At 70.9% G+C, this 16,859-nt stretch carries 12 protein-coding genes; 8 read left to right on the top strand and 4 right to left on the bottom strand.

Annotation, left to right across the window (positions count from 1 at the left end; translation table 11 throughout):
• Positions 1–2: 2 nt before the first annotated feature.
• The gene (locus tag M8542_RS46215) at positions 3–1,304 is read right to left on the bottom strand and encodes an ABC transporter substrate-binding protein (protein ID WP_257926783.1); all 1,302 of its coding nucleotides are present in this window, start codon (positions 1,302–1,304) and stop codon (positions 3–5) included.
• Between the two features lie 217 nt (positions 1,305–1,521).
• On the opposite strand from M8542_RS46215, the gene M8542_RS46210 reads away from it, so the two are divergent.
• From M8542_RS46210 to M8542_RS46190, 5 genes are all read left to right on the top strand, one after another.
• On the top strand, positions 1,522–2,550 hold the full coding sequence (locus M8542_RS46210; RefSeq protein WP_257926836.1) for a LacI family DNA-binding transcriptional regulator: 1,029 nt from the start codon (positions 1,522–1,524) through the stop codon (positions 2,548–2,550).
• Between the two features lie 456 nt (positions 2,551–3,006).
• A complete protein-coding gene (locus tag M8542_RS46205; RefSeq protein WP_257926782.1) occupies positions 3,007–5,952 on the top strand; it encodes a glycoside hydrolase family 48 protein in 2,946 nt (981 codons plus the stop codon).
• A gap of 10 nt (positions 5,953–5,962) precedes the next feature.
• The gene (locus M8542_RS46200) at positions 5,963–7,483 is read left to right on the top strand and encodes a cellulase family glycosylhydrolase (protein WP_257926781.1); all 1,521 of its coding nucleotides are present in this window, start codon (positions 5,963–5,965) and stop codon (positions 7,481–7,483) included.
• 25 nt (positions 7,484–7,508) lie between these two features.
• Entirely contained in the window at positions 7,509–9,311 is a 1,803-nt protein-coding gene (locus tag M8542_RS46195) for a glycoside hydrolase family 6 protein (RefSeq protein WP_257926780.1), read from the top strand.
• Between the two features lie 77 nt (positions 9,312–9,388).
• Positions 9,389–10,150: a GH12 family glycosyl hydrolase domain-containing protein gene (locus M8542_RS46190; protein WP_257926779.1), complete on the top strand. Its 762-nt coding sequence runs from the start codon at positions 9,389–9,391 to the stop codon at positions 10,148–10,150.
• Here M8542_RS46190 and M8542_RS46185 read toward each other — a convergent pair.
• Positions 10,147–10,671, bottom strand: coding sequence for a GNAT family N-acetyltransferase (locus tag M8542_RS46185; protein ID WP_257926778.1), 525 nt, complete (start codon positions 10,669–10,671; stop codon positions 10,147–10,149). The two genes, M8542_RS46190 and M8542_RS46185, sit on opposite strands and share 4 nt — an antisense overlap.
• A gap of 276 nt (positions 10,672–10,947) precedes the next feature.
• On the opposite strand from M8542_RS46185, the gene M8542_RS46180 reads away from it, so the two are divergent.
• Positions 10,948–11,433, top strand: coding sequence for a transglycosylase SLT domain-containing protein (locus tag M8542_RS46180; protein WP_257926777.1), 486 nt, complete (start codon positions 10,948–10,950; stop codon positions 11,431–11,433).
• 8 nt (positions 11,434–11,441) lie between these two features.
• Here M8542_RS46180 and M8542_RS46175 read toward each other — a convergent pair whose 3' ends face one another.
• Positions 11,442–12,713: an ABC transporter substrate-binding protein gene (locus tag M8542_RS46175; RefSeq protein ID WP_257926776.1), complete on the bottom strand. Its 1,272-nt coding sequence runs from the start codon at positions 12,711–12,713 to the stop codon at positions 11,442–11,444.
• Between the two features lie 143 nt (positions 12,714–12,856).
• Here M8542_RS46175 and M8542_RS50725 point away from each other — a divergent pair, with 143 nt between their 5' ends.
• Positions 12,857–14,275 carry a LacI family DNA-binding transcriptional regulator gene (locus tag M8542_RS50725; protein WP_257926775.1) on the top strand — a complete coding sequence of 473 codons (1,419 nt, stop codon included), beginning with the start codon at positions 12,857–12,859 and terminating at the stop codon, positions 14,273–14,275.
• A 31-nt stretch (positions 14,276–14,306) separates the two neighbouring features.
• On the opposite strand, the gene M8542_RS46165 is transcribed toward M8542_RS50725, so the two are convergent.
• The gene (locus M8542_RS46165) at positions 14,307–15,359 is read right to left on the bottom strand and encodes a lytic polysaccharide monooxygenase (RefSeq protein ID WP_257926774.1); all 1,053 of its coding nucleotides are present in this window, start codon (positions 15,357–15,359) and stop codon (positions 14,307–14,309) included.
• Positions 15,360–15,514: 155 nt separating this feature from the next.
• On the opposite strand from M8542_RS46165, the gene M8542_RS46160 reads away from it, so the two are divergent.
• The gene (locus M8542_RS46160; protein ID WP_257926773.1) at positions 15,515–16,708 is read left to right on the top strand and encodes an AGE family epimerase/isomerase; all 1,194 of its coding nucleotides are present in this window, start codon (positions 15,515–15,517) and stop codon (positions 16,706–16,708) included.
• Positions 16,709–16,859: the final 151 nt, after the last annotated feature.

Below are 16,859 nucleotides of genomic sequence, written 5' to 3'. Positions count from 1 at the left end.
GGTCAGCGGGTGATCTTCTTCGCCGAGTCGACCAGTTGCTGCCAGCCGTCCGCCGCCGACTTGCCCTGTTCGACCGCCTGCAGGGCCGGGCTCGAGGCGTTCTCCTGGATCTGGCCGTCGCCCGGGCCCTTGTACTGCGGCTTCTGCACCTTCTTCGCCTGCTCGGCGAACAGCTCGCCGACCTTCGCGCCGCCGAAGTAGGCGTCGGTCTGGCTCAGCAGCGCCGGGTCCGACAGCGCCTTGACCTGGCTCGGGAACGTGCCCTTGGCCTGGAACGCCTTGATCTGCTGCTCCGGCGCAGTCAGCCAGGCGGCCAGCTCGGCGGCCTCCTTCGGGTGCTTCGACTGCGTCGGCACGGTCAGGTACGAGCCACCCCAGTTGCCGCCCCCGCCCGGGAAGGCCGCGGTGACGGCCCACTTGTTCGCGTTCTCCGGGCCGGCCTGCTCCTTGATCACGCCGAGCATCCACGCCGGGCACACCTTCGTGGCGAACGCGCCCTGCTTGAAGCCGGTGTTCCACTCGTTGCTGAACGCGGTCAGCTTGGCCGACTCGCCCTTGGCGACGGCGTCGGTGACCTTGGTCCAGGCGTCCTTGATGCCCTGGTTGCTCTCGACGGCGAGCTTGTCGTCGCTGCCGATGTAGCCCTGGGGGAGCTGGTTGACCATGGCGTTGAAGTTCTGCGCGGCCGAGTCGAACCAGGCCTTCTTGGTCTTGGCGGAGTAGTCGGCGCCGGCGGCGAAGTAGCTGTCCCAGGTGGCGAACAGCGGCTTGACGGCCTCGGGGTCGGTCGGCAGACCGGCAGCCTGGAACATGTCCTTGCGGTAGCACATGGCGAGCGGCCCGATGTCCGTGCCGTAGCCGATGACCTTGCCGTCCTTGGTCTTGGCGGCGTCGTACTTCCAGCCGAGCCAGCGGTCGGGGGAGGCGTCGGCGGGCCCGATCTTGCTCAGGTCGTTGAACTTCGAGCCCTTGTCGAGGACGTCGGAGAGGTGGCCCTCCTCGACCGCGGCGACGTCGGCGAGGCCGGAGCCGGCGGCCAGCTTGGTGATGAGGTCCTGGTGGTACGGGCCGCCCTGGCCGGTCTTGCGGTGGGTGATCTTGATGTTCGGGTGCAGTCGCTCGTACTCCGGGATGAGTGCCTCGTAGCCGAACTCGGTGAACGTCGACAGCGTCAGGTCGACGTGCTCGTTCGGACCAGCCGCGGGCGGCGTCTGGTCACCACCGCCTCCGCCGCAGGCCGTGGCGCCGAGCGCCGTCATCGTGATGCCCAGTGCCAGGACCAGGCCGTTCCGGATCGTTCTCACGTGTCCAACCACCTTGTTGACGGGAATGAGCGCTCTCACTGCTGGGAGCCCGACTGGGAGCGCTCCCAGGTGTCGCAGAGTCTGCTGGGGGCCTCAACCGGTGTCAAGGGGTCGTAACCGGAGCGTTTCCTGCGAGGAGCGCTCCCGGACATCGCCCTGCGTGACCGTTAAGCTGGTCGCGTCCGGGTGGTTGTGGTGAGCGAGGGCGGTACCCGTGGTGCCTCGAGCAGGGGATGAAGAGCGGCCGACGCTGGAGGACGTCGCGGCGTTCGCCGGCGTGTCGCGGTCGACGGCGTCACGTGCGTTGAACGACGACGCGTACGTCAGCGCGGCGGCGCGCGAGAAGGTCCTGGCCGCGGCCCGTGACCTGGGCTATTCCCCGAACCAGGCGGCGCGGTCGCTGGTCACCCGCCGCACCGGCGCGGTCGCGGTGGTGCTGTCGGAGCCGGAGTCGCGGCTGCTCGACGACCCGTACCGGGCCGCGGTCATGCGCGCGGGCTACCGCGAGCTCGCCGACGTCGGCCGCCAGATGGTGCTGATCTTCAGCGACATCCGCGAGGACCTGAGCCGGACGGTCCGCTTTCTCGAAGGCGGGCACGTCGACGGCGCGCTGGTGTTCGCGCCGCACCGCGCCGACCCGCTGCCCAAGGCGCTGCGGCTGCTGCGCATCCCGGTGGTGTTCGGCGGCCAGGCGGCGGGCATCCGCCGCGGCGTGCACGTCGTCGACTTCGACAACGAGGGCGGCGCCCGGCTCGCGGTCGAGCACCTGGTCGCGGCGGGCCGGCGGCGGATCGCCACCATCTCGGGCCCGCAGGACCAGAGCGCCCCGATCGACCGCCTCGCCGGCTGGCGCAAGACCCTGCTCGACGCCGGTCTCGACCCGGCGGACCTGGCCGAAGAGGCCGACTTCACGCTGTCCGGCGGCGCGACCGCGATGTCGGCGCTGCTCAACCGGCACCCCGACCTCGACGCGGTGTTCGTCGCCAGCGACATGATGGCGGTGGGCGCGCTGCGCACCCTGGACGCGGCCGGCCGCCGCATCCCGGACGACGTCGCGGTGGTCAGCTTCGACGACAACGCGACCCTGGCCCCGGCGATGGACCCACCCCTGACGTCGGTCCACCAGGACCCGCGCGAGCAGGTCCACGCGATGGTCGAAACGCTGATGCAGCTGCTCGACGACCAGAGCCTGAAGCCGCGGCAGCAGATCCTCCCGGTCTCCCTGGCGGTCCGCGCCTCCAGCTGACCGTGTCGACCCTCCCCTCACGCGTGATGCCCCTTCAATCACGCGTGATGCCTCTCTGATCACGCGTGATGCCCCGCGGGGCCGTGCCGGAAGGGCCGACACGCGTGATTGCCGGGTCGACACGGTCTTCGGCCTCGGTGGTCCTCGGGCGGCGTGGTCGACTTTTTCACCGCGGGCGTTCTTGACCCAGATGTATGCCGACGGCACTGAACGCCGGATTCGGTGCACTTTCGGTGACCAGGGCGCTAGGCCGTTCGAGTGAATCAGCGACCAACGGCCGCGGCTGTTCAGGAGTGTTCAGTGCGCCCGCACGCGCCCGGAGCGTCGGTGTGACGTCCGTGCTCTCGGTGTCCTTCTGACTCGATTCTTTACATCCACGTTTCCGGCTGGCTACCGTCTGCGCCTGGAAGCGCTCCCAGATCGCTGGCTCCCTACGGACAAAGGAGTTCCGAAGCCATGCGTTCCTCCCCCCGATGGCGCCGTGCGCGCCGAACGCGCTGGTTGCGCGGCCGCGTGCTCGCCCTGGCTTCGGCCACGGTCGCCGCCGCCGCGCTGCTGGCCGCCCCGCCCCCGGCGCTCGGCGCCGACGTCGCCTGTTCCGTCACCTACACCACCAACGACTGGGACACCGGGTTCACCGCCAACGTCTCGCTGCGCAACGACGGCGCGCCGCTCGACAGCTGGCAGGTCGGCTGGACGTTCCTCGACGGCCAGAAGGTCCAGCAGGGCTGGAGCGCCACCTTCGCCCAGAGCGGCGCCGCGGTCACCGCGACGAACCTGTCCTACAACGGCCACCTCGGCACCGGCGCCAGCACGAGCTTCGGCTTCAACGGCTCGAAAGGCTCCGCCAACCGCCCACCCACTGACTTCTCCGTCAACGGCACCGCCTGCACCGGCGCCAACAAGGCCCCGACCGTCACCCTGACCTCGCCCACCACGAGTGGCACCTACTACGCCCCCGCCACCATCCCGCTCGCCGCCACGGCCGCCGACACCGACGGCACGGTGAGCAAGGTCGAGTTCTACGCCGGCGACACGCTCCTGGCCACCGACACCGCCGCGCCCTTCGAGGGCAGCTGGGGCAACGTCCCGGCCGGCACCTACTCGATCACGGCCAAGGCCTACGACAACAAGAACGCGTCGGCGACCTCCAGCCCGGTCAGCGTGAAGGTCCTTTCCGGACCGACGATCGTCGCGTCCCCGGCGACCGCGCAGGTCAAGCAGGGCGGCTCGACGACGTTCGCGGTCAGCCTCGCCGGCGCGCCGACCGCCCCGGTCACCGTCGCGGTCGCCCGGACCGCGGGCAGCGCCGACCTCACCGCGACACCCGCCAGTTTGACCTTCTCGACGTCGAACTGGAACACCCCGCAGAACGTCACCGTGAAGAGCGCCGACAACGGGGGAGCCCTGGGCAGCGCGACCTTCACCGCGAGCAGCGGCGGCTACACCGCGGCGACGGTGACGGTGAACGAGATCTCGTCGTCCACTTCGGACTACCAGCTCGCGTTCCTCACGCAGTACAACAAGATCAAGGACCCGAACAACGGCTACTTCCGCAAGTTCGGGAACATCCTGGTGCCCTACCACTCGATCGAGACGCTGATCGTCGAGGCGCCGGACCACGGCCACGAGACGACGTCGGAGGCGTTCAGCTACTACCTGTGGCTGGAGGCGTCCTACGGGCAGATCACCGGGGACTGGTCGCCGTTCAACCAGGCGTGGACGTCGATCGAGACCTACGCGATCCCGTCCGCGGCCGACCAGCCGGGCAACAGCGGCTACAACGCGAGCAAGCCCGCCACCTACGCGGCCGAGTACCCGAGCCCGAAGTCCTACCCGTCGCAGCTGCAGACCGGTGTGTCCGTCGGGGCCGACCCGATCGCGGCGGAGCTCAAGGCGGCCTACGGCTCGGCGGACGTCTACGGCATGCACTGGCTGCTCGACGTCGACAACATCTACAAGTTCGGCCACTGCGAAGACGGCACGAACACCGCGCCCGCGTTCATCAACACCTTCCAGCGCGGGTCGCAGGAGTCGGTCTGGGAGACGGTCACCCAGCCCAGCTGCGACATCCTGAAGTTCGGTGGCAAGAACGGCTACCTCGACCTGTTCACCGGCGACTCGTCGTATGCGAAGCAGTGGAAGTACACCGACGCGCCCGACGCGGACGCCCGCGCCGTGCAGGTGGCCTTCCAGGCCGAGAAGTGGGCCGCCGCGCAGGGCAAGAGCGCCGACGTCGCGGCCGTGGTGAAGAAGGCGTCGAAGATGGGCGACTACCTGCGGTACTCGCTGTTCGACAAGTACTTCAAGAAGATCGGCAACTGCGTCGGCGCGTCGAGCTGCGCGGCCGGCAGTGGCAAGGACAGCGAGCACTACCTGGTTTCGTGGTACTACGCCTGGGGCGGTTCGATGGACTCGTCCAGCGCCTGGGCGTGGCGCATCGGTGACGGCGCGGCCCACCAGGGTTACCAGAACCCCTTGGCGGCGTACGCGTTGTCGACCGACCCGGGCCTGAAGGTCACCTCGGCGACCGGCGCGAGCGACTGGGCGACCAGCCTCGGCCGCCAGATGGAGTTCCTGCAGTGGCTCCAGTCGTCCGAAGGCGGTCTCGCCGGCGGCGCGACCAACAGCTGGGAAGGCCAGTACGGCACCCCGCCGGCCGGCACCCCGACCTTCTACGGGATGTTCTACGACCAGCAGCCGGTCTGGCACGACCCGCCGAGCAACCAGTGGTTCGGCTTCCAGACCTGGGGCATGGAACGGATCGCCGAGTACTACCAGGCGACCAACGACGCCCGGGCGAAGAAGATCCTCGACAAGTGGGTCCCGTGGGCGATCTCGGGCACCACGGTCGGCACCGGCGGGAGCTTCCAGGTCCCGTCCGACCTGACCTGGAGCGGCGCGCCGGACACCTGGAACGCCACCAGCCCGGGCTCGAACACCGGCCTGCACGTCACGGTGAAGAACTACAGCCAGGACGTCGGGGTCGCCGCCTCGCTGGCCAAGACCCTGCTCTACTACGCGGCCGGCTCGAGCAACGCGCAGGCCAAGACCGTGGGGGAGCAGCTGCTCACGGCACTCTCGGCGAACACCGACAGCAAGGGCATCGCGGTGCCGGAGACCCGGAGCGACTACAACCGGTTCGACGACACCTACAACGCCACCACCGACCAGGGCCTCTACGTCCCGACCGGCTGGACCGGCACGATGCCGAACGGCGACGCGATCAACTCCGGCTCGACGTTCGAGTCGATCCGCTCCTTCTACAAGAGCGATCCACAGTGGCCGAAGGTCCAGTCCTACCTGGACGGTGGCGCCGCGCCGACGTTCACCTACCACCGGTTCTGGGCGCAGTCGGAGATCGCCACGGCGTTCGCCGCCCACGTCGCCCTGTTCGGCTGAAAGGCACTCGATGAAGCGACTGCTCGCTTTCGCGGTCGCCGCACTGGTCGGGGGCGCCGTTCTCACGGCGTCCCCGGCCACCGCGGCCCCGCAGGCAACCGGCACCGGCACGGGCTACTGGCACGCGTCGGGCTCCCAGCTCGTCGACGCCACCGGGGCGCCGGTGCGGATGACCGGCGTCAACTGGTTCGGCGCCGAGACCGGCAACTACTCGCCGCACGGCCTGTGGAGCCGCAACTACAAGGACATGCTCGACCAGATGGCGAGCCTCGGCTACAACACGCTGCGGCTCCCGTACTCCAACCAGCTCTTCGACCCCGGCGTCAAGCCGACCAGCATCGACGCCGTCCAGAACCCCGACCTGCAAGGGCTTTCCGGGTTGCAGGTGCTCGACAAGATCATCGCGTATGCCGGCACCAAGGGCATGCGCGTCATCCTCGACCAGCACCGGCCGGACTCCGGCGCGCAGTCCGCGCTCTGGTACACCAGCGCCTATCCCGAAAGCCGCTGGCTGTCCGACTGGACGATGCTCGCCCAGCACTACAAGGGCAACACCACGGTGATCGGCGCCGACCTGCACAACGAGCCGCACTCCATCCAGGGTGGCGGCGGCGCGTGCTGGGGCTGCGGCGACACCGCGACCGACTGGCGGCTGGCCGCCGAGCGCGGCGGCAACGCCGTGCTGGCGGCCAACCCGGACTGGCTGGTCATCGTCGAGGGCCTCGACTGCGTCAGCGGCACCGGCGACCCGCAGTGCGGCTGGTGGGGCGGCAACCTGTCCGGCGCGAAGCAGTTCCCGGTGCGCCTGTCCAAACCGGACAAGCTGGTCTACTCGGCGCACGAATACGCGACGTCGGTGTTCGCGCAGCCGTGGTTCTCCGACCCGTCGTTCCCGGCGAACCTGCCCGCGCTGTGGGACCACTTCTTCGGCTACCTGCAGAAGCAGAACATCGCGCCGGTGCTGCTCGGCGAGTTCGGCACCACGCTCGCCGACCCGCGCGACAAGACCTGGCTGCAGGAGCTGATGAAGTACGCCGGCACCGGCACGACCGGGATGAGCTTCACGTACTGGTCGTGGAACCCGAACTCCGGGGACACCGGCGGCATCCTCAACGACGACTGGACCACCGTCAACCAGGCCAAGCAGGCGATCCTGCAGCCGTACCTGATCCCACCTGTGGGGTCGGGTGGCGGCACGACCGACCCACCGCCCGCGGTGAGCTGCGCGGTCACCTACCACGTCGACAACGCGTGGCAGGGCGGCTTCGTCGCCTCCGTGACGCTCAAGAACACCGGCACCTCGCCGCTCAAGACCTGGGCACTCGGCTGGACCGTGCCGTCGGGGACGCAGATCACCGGCGGCTGGGGCGCGACCGTCACCCAGTCCGGGCAGCAGGCGACCGCGAAGGCGCCGGCCTGGGCGCCCGATCTGGCCGGCGGCGCCTCGACGTCGATCGGCTTCCAGGCCACCGGCTCGTCCACCGGCAGTCCCGGCGGGTTCGCCGTCGGCGCCACCCCGTGCAGCGCCTGACCCGACAACAGAAGGAGCACACTCGATGAAGAGTGAATTCTGGTCCGCGAAGAGGAAGTCACGGCTCGCCGTGGCGTCCTCGGTGACGGCCGCGGCCGTCGTGGCCGGCCTGGTGGTGGCCGGCGGCAGCCCGGCGGTCGCCGCCTCCGGCTGCAAGGTCACCTACGCGACCAACCTGTACGAGCCCGGGTTCACCGCGAACATCACGGTGACCAACCTGGGTGACCCGATCACGTCCGGCTGGGACCTCCAGTGGGACTTCGGCGGCAACCAGCAGGTCCAGCAGGGCTGGAGCGCGACGTTCAGCCAGAGCGGCAAGCACGTCAGCGCGAAGAGCCCGTCGTGGGGCGCCACGCTGGGGGCGAACGCGACCGCGAGCCTCGGCTTCAACGGCCAGTACTCGGGGTCGAACGCGATCCCGGCGTCGTTCACGCTCAACGGCGTCGTCTGTGACGGCACCACCGGCGGTTCGACCACCACGCCCACGACCCCGACGACTCCCACCACCCCGACGACCCCCACCACGGTGACGACCACGCCGACGCCGGGAACCCACGTCGACAACCCGTACGCCGGCTCGAAGGGGTACGTGAACCCGGACTGGTCGAGCGAGGTGACCGCGGCGGCCGCGGCCAAGGGCGGCACCCTGGGTGCCCAGATGGCCAAGGTGGCGAACACCTCGACCGCGGTCTGGCTGGACCGGATCGCGGCGATCGAAGGCACCTCGAGCGCCCGCGGCCTGCGCGGGCACCTCGACGCGGCGCTGGCCCAGCAGAGCGGCGGGACGCCGGTGACGATCCAGATCGTCGTCTACGACCTGCCGAACCGCGACTGCGCGGCGCTGGCGTCCAACGGCGAGCTGCAGGCCGGCTCGAACGGCCTGGCCCGGTACAAGAGCGAGTACATCGACCCGATCGCCTCGATCCTGTCCGACAGCAAGTACGCGCCGCTGCGCGTCGTGGCGGTCGTCGAGCCGGACTCGCTGCCCAACCTGATCACCAACACCGCTACGGCCAAGTGCGCCGAAGCGCAGTCCACCGGGGCCTACACCCAGGGCATCCAGTACGCGCTGAACAAGCTCCACGCGATCTCCAACGTCTACAACTACCTGGACATCGCGCACTCGGCGTGGCTGGGCTGGGACAGCAACTTCGGCCCGTTCGTCAACCTGGTGAAGCAGACGCTGCAGGGTACGACGGCCGGGGTGAACAGCATCGACGGCTTCATCAGCGACACGGCCAACTACACGCCGCTGACCGAGCCGAACCTGCCGGACCCGAACCTGAACGTCGGCGGCCAGCAGATCAAGTCGGCGACGTTCTACCAGTGGAACCCGTACTTCGCCGAGGTGCCGTTCGCCACGGCGATGTACAACGCGTTCGTCTCCGCGGGCCTGCCGAGCGGCATCGGCATGCTGATCGACACCTCCCGCAACGGGTGGGGCGGCTCGGCCCGGCCCAGCGGCGCGTCGGGGTCCACTGTGGACAGCTACGTCAACTCCGGCCGGATCGACCGGCGGCTGCACCGCGGAAACTGGTGCAACCAGAGCGGAGCGGGCCTGGGCACGCGGCCGACCGCGTCGCCCGCGGCGCACTTCGACGCCTACGTCTGGGTCAAGCCGCCGGGTGAGTCCGACGGCGCGAGTTCGCAGATCCCGAACGACGAAGGCAAGGGCTTCGACCGGATGTGCGACCCGACCTACCACGGCAGCGACCAGGCCAACGGCGGCAACCTGACCGGCGCCCTGCCGAACTCTCCGCTGTCCGGCAAGTGGTTCCAGGCCCAGTTCGAGGAACTGGTCCAGAACGCCTACCCGCCGGTGCAGTGATGACCGCCCGGGCCGGGCGGTGCCGCGCAGCCGCCGTCCGGCCCGGGCTTCCACCCCTTCGCGAAAGGAGCTCCGCCATGCAGAACCGGCTACGGGCCACCCTGGCCTCCTTCGGCGCCGCGACCGTGCTGCTGTCCGGCGCCGTCGCGCTCGCCGCCCCGCCGGCGGCCGCGGACACGCAGCTGTGCGACAAGTACGGCTCGCTGCGCATCCAGGGCGGCCGCTACATCGTGCAGAACAACAACTGGGGCGACGACACGACCCAGTGCCTCTCGGTGTCGGCGAGCGGGTTCACCGTCACCACGGCGTCGCACCACCGCCCGACCAACGGCGCACCCGGCTCGTACCCGTCGGTGTACGCCGGTTGCCACTACGGCAACTGCAGCACCGGCAGCGGCCTGCCGCGCCAGGTCCGCTCGCTCGGCTCGCTGCGGTCCCATGTGGACTACACGACCGTCCAGGCCGGACAGTGGGACGCCGCCTACGACGTCTGGTACGACCCGACGCCGAACCCGGCGGGCCAGAACACCGGCGCCGAGGTGATGATCTGGGGCAACCACCGCGGGGCCCCGCAGCCGGTCGGCAGCGTGATCGGCACGGCCCAGCTCGCCGGGGCGACGTGGAACGTCTGGTTCGGCAACATCGGCTGGAACGTGATCTCGTACGTGCGGACCGGCGGGACGGACAGCCTCGACGTGAGCCTGCCCGACTTCACCCGCGACGCGGTCAACCGGGGCAAGATCAGCGACGCCTGGTACCTGACGAGCGTCCAGTTCGGCTTCGAGCCGTGGGAGGGCCAGACCGGGCTGGGGGTGCGGTCCTTCAGCGTGTCGGGCTAGAGGTCCTTCCGGAAGGACAGCCGGTCCAGCCCCGGCCCGTCGTAGTCGGGCTGGACCGGCAGGCCGTCGACCTCCTTCGGCCCGGGTTCGGTGACGAACCCCAGCCGCGTGTGGAAGGCGTGCGAAGCCCGGTTCACCGGCGAAGTGATGGCGCGGACGGTGGTCCGGCCGTGCGCCCGGCTGTAGGCGAAGAAGCGTTCGTACAGCGCGGCGCCGAGCCCCTGGCCACGCTCGCCGGGATCGACGCCGACGAAGTGGATGTAGCTCTCGTCCGGCCGGGACGGCGAGAGGAAGCCGATCAGGAACGCGACGATCCGCTCGTCCGCGGTCACCAGGAAGCTGCTGCCGGTGAAGTGCTGGAACATCAGCTTGGGCAGGAGGAGCGCCCGCTGCCGAGAGCCTTCGGCCCCGCCGAGCCCACCCCACCAGGAGTCGAGGACGGCGAGGACCGGCAGGTGGTCGTCGGGGCGGGGGTGGCGGACGGCGTGGCCGGCGAGCGGGGTGAGGTCGGGTGTGGTCACCGGGCCCAGGGTGCCGCACGGGGGAGTGACGCGCGAGCGGGTTTCGTCCCGACCGGACAAGTTTGCGGACAACTTCTCGCTCGGTTGCCGGACGCCGCCGTTCGGCGGATCGGCCCACCGGAGCGAGCCTCCGCCGCGGATTCCGCCGTCACCGGCGCACTGGCGGCGAGGATTCTGCGCGGCATTGGTCCAGTCCAATATGGTTCAGACCATTGACAGGAGTTCACCGGGTGTCCTTCCCTGAAGAAAATCCGCCCCGGATCCCGGAGGTGCCCCATGTCCCGTACTCCGCTGCTCGGCTTGCTCGCCGCCCTCGCGTTCACCGCGGGGCTCGCCCCGGTCGCCTCGGCGGGCACGCTGCCGACCGGCATCGCCGCGCCCGCCACCGTCGAATGCACGCAGCAGAGCATCCTCGACGGCACCCACTTCAGCGACGTGCAGATCGCGCGAACCGCGCGCTCGGGCGGCTTTTCCGGCTACGGCTGGCAGGTGTCGGTCGCCGTCGCGCTCGCCGAGAGCTCCGGGTGGACCCGGGCCGTGCTGATCAACACCGACTGCAGCCGGGACCGCGGCCTGTGGCAGATCAACTCCTACTGGCACAGCGAGGTCAGCGACGCGGTCGCGTTCGACCCGGTGCCGGCCGCGCGGGCCGCGTTCACGATCTCCTCCGGCGGGGGCAACTGGTCGCCGTGGGTGACCTACAACAACGGCGCCTACCAGCAGTACATGGCGCGGGCCCAGGCGGCCGTCAACGCCGCCTGACCGACGGCTCAACCCGCGATACGGCGCACCCCGGTCAGCACCTGTTGCCAGACGGCGCCCGGGTCGGCCCCGCCCTCGACCGCCTTGAGCGCGGGTGCGATGACCTGCTCCTGGATCTTGCCGTCGCCCGGGCCCTTGTACTGCGGTTTGCCGACCTTCCGGGCCTGGGCGACGAACACCTGGCCGCTCAGCGCGCCGCCGAAGTAGCCGTTCATCTCGCTGAGCAGGTCCGGCGAGGTGAAGGCGTCGACCTGGCTGGGGAAGTTGCCGCTGACCCGGAACGCGTGCAGCTGCTGCTCCGGCGCGGTCAGCCAGGCGGCGAGCGCGGCGGCCTCCGCCGGGTGCTCACTCGCGGCCGGCACCGTGAGGTACGAGCCACCCCAGTTGCCACCGCCGTCCGGGAACGCGTCGGTGATCGCCCACTTGCCCGCGTTGCCCGGCCCCGACTGTTCTTCGATGACGCCGAGCATCCACGATGGACAGACCTTCGTCGCGAAGCTGCCGAGGCGCAGGCCGTTGTTGCCGTCGTCGGCGAAGGCGGTGAGCCCGGCCGACTGGCCCTGCCGCACGGCCGTGGTGACCTGGTTCCACGCGGCCTGGAGCGGGCCGTTCGTCTCGAGCGTCGGGTGGTCTTCGCGGTCGAGGTAGCCGACCGGGAGCTGGTTGACCATGGCGTTGAAGTTCTGCGCCGCGGAGTCGAACCAGGCCTTGCCCTTCGCGCGCTCGACGTACTTCTCGCCGGTGCGGAAGTAGCTGTCCCAGGTCGCGAACATCGTCTTGACCGACCCGGCGTCGGTGGGCAGTCCGGCCGCTTCGAGCAGGTCCTTGCGGTAGCACATGGCCAGCGGGCCGATGTCCGTGCCGTAGCCGACGAGCTTGCCGTCCTTGCTGCGGCCGGCTTCGTACTTCCACTCGAGCCACCGGCCGGGCTTGACGTCACGCGGCCCGATCTCGGCCAGGTCGGCGAACTTCGCGGACTGCGCGAGGACGTCGGCCAGGTGGCCTTCCTCGACGGCCTGGACGTCGGCGAGGCCCTGGCCGCTGCGCAGCTTGGCCAGCAGGTCCTCGTGGTAGGGGCCGCCCTGCTCGGTCTTGACCTGGCGGATGGTCAGCCCGGGGTGGGTGAACTCGTAGCCGGGGATGAGGTCTTCGTAGCCGAACTGCCCGAACGTCGCCAGCGTCAGGGTGATCTGTTCGGGCGTGCCGGGGCCGCAGCCGCCGGTCAGGACGAGCAGGACGACGGTGACGGCGAAGGCCAGCCGTCTTCGGATCTGCCTCATGTGCGCGCACTCCCCGATCTGCTCCCCGGTGATTGGGAGCGCTCCCGGACGGAGTCTCGTTTCCGTGAACGGCAGGTGTCAAGGTGCGCGACGGCGGGTGTCCGGGCGGACACGGACGGGCTCCGGCACGGGGAGCGGGTGCGATGAAGCGGCCGACGATCACCGACATCGCCCGCGAGGCGGGGGTGTCCAAGGGCGCGGTTTCGTACGCGCTCAACGGGCGCCCCGGCGTCTCGGAGGCGACGCGACGCCGGATCACCGAAATCGCGCGCTCGCTCGGCTGGTCGCCGAGCAACACGGCGCGGGCCCTGTCGGGTGGCCGGACGGGCGCGATCGGCCTGGTGCTCGACCGCCCGCCGGAGCTGTTCTTCCCGGCGCTGCTCGACGGGTTCCCGGGTGAGCTGCTGCTACACGTGGCCGCCGGTCGCGAGGCGTCGCTGGCGGTCTTCCGCCGCTGGCACGCGGAGCGGAGGGTGGACGGCGTGCTGCTCACCGAGCCGGACCGCGCGGCGGAGCTGGTCCGGATCGGCTTGCCGGCGGTGTTGCTGGGCGGGCCGGGCGGGCTGCCGGGCGTACCAACGGCCAGAGTGGACGACACGGCGGCGGCCGCGGAGGCACTGGCGTACCTGGCGGCGTTGGGGCACCGGCGGGTGGTCCGGATCGCGGGCGCGCCGGTGTTCGCGGACGCGGCGACGAGGGAGACGGCGTTCAGGGCGGCGGCGTGGCGGCTGGGTCTGGGTGGCCGGGACGCGGGTGGCGCGGTTCCCGGCTCCGCTGCCGGCGGTGGTGGCGATGCGCACCGGCGGGCCGAGGGCGGCGGGAATCGTGCTGGGTCTTGGACTGCCGCCCCCGGCAAGCTCGGCTGGGCCGAGGGTCGTGCGGTTCCCGACCCCGCGGCAGGTCCGGGTGGCCGGGATGCGGGCGGCGTGGTTCCCGGCCCAGCTGCCGGCGTTGGTGGCGACGCGTACCGGTCGGCCGAAGGCGGCGGGGATCGTGGTGGGTCTTGGGTTGCTGCCCCCGGCAAGCACGGCTGGGCCGAGGGCCGCGCGGTTCCCGACCCCGCGGCCGGCCTGGGCAGACGGGAAAGGGCCGCAGGCGGTCACCGGTGGGCCGAACGCGGGCCCGCAGCCGGTCCCGACAACCGAGCCCGGTCGCTCGGCGACCCCTTTCCCCGCCACCTCAACGGTTCTCCACCCCGGCCCGCCCCGCCGCCGACCGTCCACATCGAACCCTCCGCCGACACCGTCCGCCGGCTGCTGGCCGGCCACCCCCGCCCCACCGCCGTCCTCTGCGACACCGACTCCCTCGCCGTCGCCGCGCTCGTTGCCGCGCGGGAGCTCGGGCTCGACGTTCCCGGGGACCTCTCCATCGTCTCCTGGGACGACACCCCGCTCTGCCGCCTCGTCCGCCCGGCCCTCACCGCGATCAGCCGGCCGCTCGCCGAACTCGGCGCCCTGGCCGTGTCCGTCCTGAACGACCTCGTCGACGGCCGCCCGGCCGGTGATGTCTGCGCCTCCCGGCCGAAGCTGGTCACCCGGGGCAGCACCGGTCCCGCCCGCTGACGGGACCGGCGCTACCGTCCACACCGGACGCTCAGCTGCCCTGGCAGGTCGGGGCCGGCTGGGCCGGGTTCGTCCCGGAAGCGTTCACCACCAAGCCGAACGTCGTCGAGCCGTCCGGGGCGATCCGGCCGTTCCAGTCCGCGTTGCGGACCGTCACCACCGAACCCGACTGGCTCAGCGTCCCGTTCCAGACGCTGCCGACCGTCTGGCCCGTGGGCAGTGTCCAGCCCACCTGCCAGCCGTTGTACGCCGCCGTGCCGTGGTTCATCACCGTCACCGTGGCCTGGTAGCCGCCGCTCCAGGTGTTCGTGACCTCGTACATCGCCATGCACGAGCCACCCGAGGGCGGGGGATCGGTGGGCGTCGTCGGCGGGGTGCTCGGCTCCTTCACGCCGGTGACTTCACCGTGCCCGCCGTCGAAGGTGACGTCCGAGCAGCCGTAGAACGTCTCGGCGCTGTCGGAGCGCTTCCACACCGAGTAGATGATGTGCCGCCCGGTCTTGTTCGACGGCAGCGCGCCCGTCCACTTGTACTGCCCGTCGACCGTGCCGACCTGGCCGGTCACCGGCGGGTGGTCGATCGTCAGGAACGGCTGGTCCTCCAGCGAGTCCCAGGTGAGCGGGACGTTCGGGTTCCAGCCGTCCTTCGTCACGTACGTGTAGAACCAGCCCGGGTGCGCGGCCCACGCGTTGTACGAGAAGTCGAACGTCGCCCCAGCTGTGAGGTGGGTCAGCGGCCAGGCGCCGACCTGGTCGAACCCGGCGTAGCCCGGGTTCCCGCCGGAGCACAGCTTCCCGTCCTCGATGAAGCCGCGCGTGCGCCCGGCGCCGTCGGAGCGCAGCACGGCGAACCAGTTGTACAGCGAGTTCGCGCCGCTGGTGTTCACCGCGGCCGAGCAGGCCGGGTTCTGCGGGATGATCTGGCCGGTCGAGCTGAGCCCGTCCTGCCAGCACAGGAAGGTCCGGCTGCCCGGTTTCATCATCGCGCCGTGCGCTTCGGCGGTGCCGGTGTTCAGCAGGATCGCGGTCAGGCTCGCCAGCAGCACCGTCACGGCGGCGAGGATCGTGGATCGTCTCCTGGTCACGTCAGTCCCTTCGTCGGGTAGCGTGCGTCGAAGACTGGGAGCGCTCTCAAGGTCAGAGTACGCGGTGGCGGGCGCTTCCGGTACAGCCCGCGGTGACGGGGACGGGCGGCTTGGCCTACCTTGGCGGAAGCGTCGATCACCGAGAAAGGCACAGAGTGGACATCCCTGCTTCGGTTCCCGCCTGGGTGCGGGCCGAACCCGCCCGCCTGCTCGGGTTCGCCGCCGACGCGGCCCACCCCGGTGGTGGGTTCGCCTGGCTCGATGACACCGGGCGGCCGGTGCTCGACCGGCCGGTCGAAACCTGGATCACCTGCCGGATGACGCACGTCTTCGCGCTGGCGCAGCTTCAGGGGGCCGAAACGGGCGAGCAGGTCGCGCACGGTGTCGCCGCGCTGACCGGCGTCCTCCGTGATGCCGACCACGGTGGCTGGTACGCGACGACAACGTTGTCAGAGAAGCGCGCCTACGAACACGCCTTCGTCGTCCTGGCCGCCGCGAGCGCGGTCGCGGCCGGCGCCGAGGGAGCGGAACCGCTGCTCACCGACGCCCTCGACGTCGTCGAACGCCGGTTCTGGGAGCCGGCCGCCGGCCGGGTCGCCGACGTCTGGGACCGCGGCTGGACCCACCTGGAGGCCTACCGCGGCGCCAACGCGAACATGCACACCGTCGAGGCGTTCCTGGCCGCCGCCGACGTCACCGGCGACCGCGTCTGGGCCGGCCGCGCACTGTCCATTGTGGAGCGCCTGGTGCACGGCGAGGCCCGCGCGCACGGCTGGCTGCTGCCGGAGCACTACGACACCGGCTGGCACGTGCTCCTGGAGCACAACCGCGACGAGCCGGCGCACCCGTTCCGCCCGTTCGGCGCGACCATCGGCCACCTCTTCGAGTGGGCCCGCCTCGCGGTGCACCTGCGCCGCGCGCTCGGCGACGACGCGCCGGACTGGCTGGTCCCCGACGCGGCCGCGCTGTTCCGGACCGCCACCGAGCACGGCTGGGCGGTCGACGGGCACCCGGGCTTCGTCTACACCACCGACTTCGCCGGGACGCCGGTCGTGCGCACCCGCCTGCACTGGGTCGTGGCGGAGGCGATCGCCGCCGCGTGGACGCTGCACCAGGCGACCGGCGACCCGGGCTACCTCGAGCGGTTCCGGCAGTGGTGCGAGCACGCCGAGGCCTGCTTCGTCGACCGCGAACACGGGTCGTGGCACCACGAACTGGACCCGGAGAACCGGCCGGCCGCCACGGTCTGGGCCGGCAAACCGGACATCTACCACGCCTACCAGGCAACGCTGCTGCCCACCCTGCCGCCCGCCGCGTCGTTCGCCGGCGCCTTGATCACCCGCGGCTAGACTGCGTGTGACCCCACGCCGATGAGGAGTTTCAATGATCGTGTCAAGCGCCAGCTGCGGCTGTGACCGGTGGTGAGGGATGGAACTCACGGCCGTCGCGCAGCAGTGCCCAGATGACGTCGACCAGGCGGCGGGCCAGGGCGATCAACGC

The sequence above is a fragment of the Amycolatopsis iheyensis genome, from assembly GCF_024703995.1.
Taxonomy (GTDB): domain Bacteria; phylum Actinomycetota; class Actinomycetes; order Mycobacteriales; family Pseudonocardiaceae; genus Amycolatopsis; species Amycolatopsis iheyensis.
The sequence above is the reverse complement of the archived record's forward strand: the minus strand, read 5'-3'. Positions and strand labels throughout refer to the sequence as shown.

Excerpts from the sequence above, each read along its gene's own strand:
- M8542_RS46205 (WP_257926782.1), top strand. The coding sequence starts at position 3,007 with ATGCGTTCCTCCCCCCGATGGCGCCGTGCGCGCCGAACGCGCTGGTTG.
- M8542_RS46200 (WP_257926781.1), top strand. The coding sequence starts at position 5,963 with ATGAAGCGACTGCTCGCTTTCGCGGTCGCCGCACTGGTCGGGGGCGCC.
- M8542_RS46180 (WP_257926777.1), top strand. The coding sequence starts at position 10,948 with ATGTCCCGTACTCCGCTGCTCGGCTTGCTCGCCGCCCTCGCGTTCACC.
- M8542_RS46195 (WP_257926780.1), top strand. The coding sequence starts at position 7,509 with ATGAAGAGTGAATTCTGGTCCGCGAAGAGGAAGTCACGGCTCGCCGTG.
- M8542_RS46190 (WP_257926779.1), top strand. The coding sequence starts at position 9,389 with ATGCAGAACCGGCTACGGGCCACCCTGGCCTCCTTCGGCGCCGCGACC.
- M8542_RS46175 (WP_257926776.1), bottom strand. The coding sequence starts at position 12,713 with ATGAGGCAGATCCGAAGACGGCTGGCCTTCGCCGTCACCGTCGTCCTG.
- M8542_RS50725 (WP_257926775.1), top strand. The coding sequence starts at position 12,857 with ATGAAGCGGCCGACGATCACCGACATCGCCCGCGAGGCGGGGGTGTCC.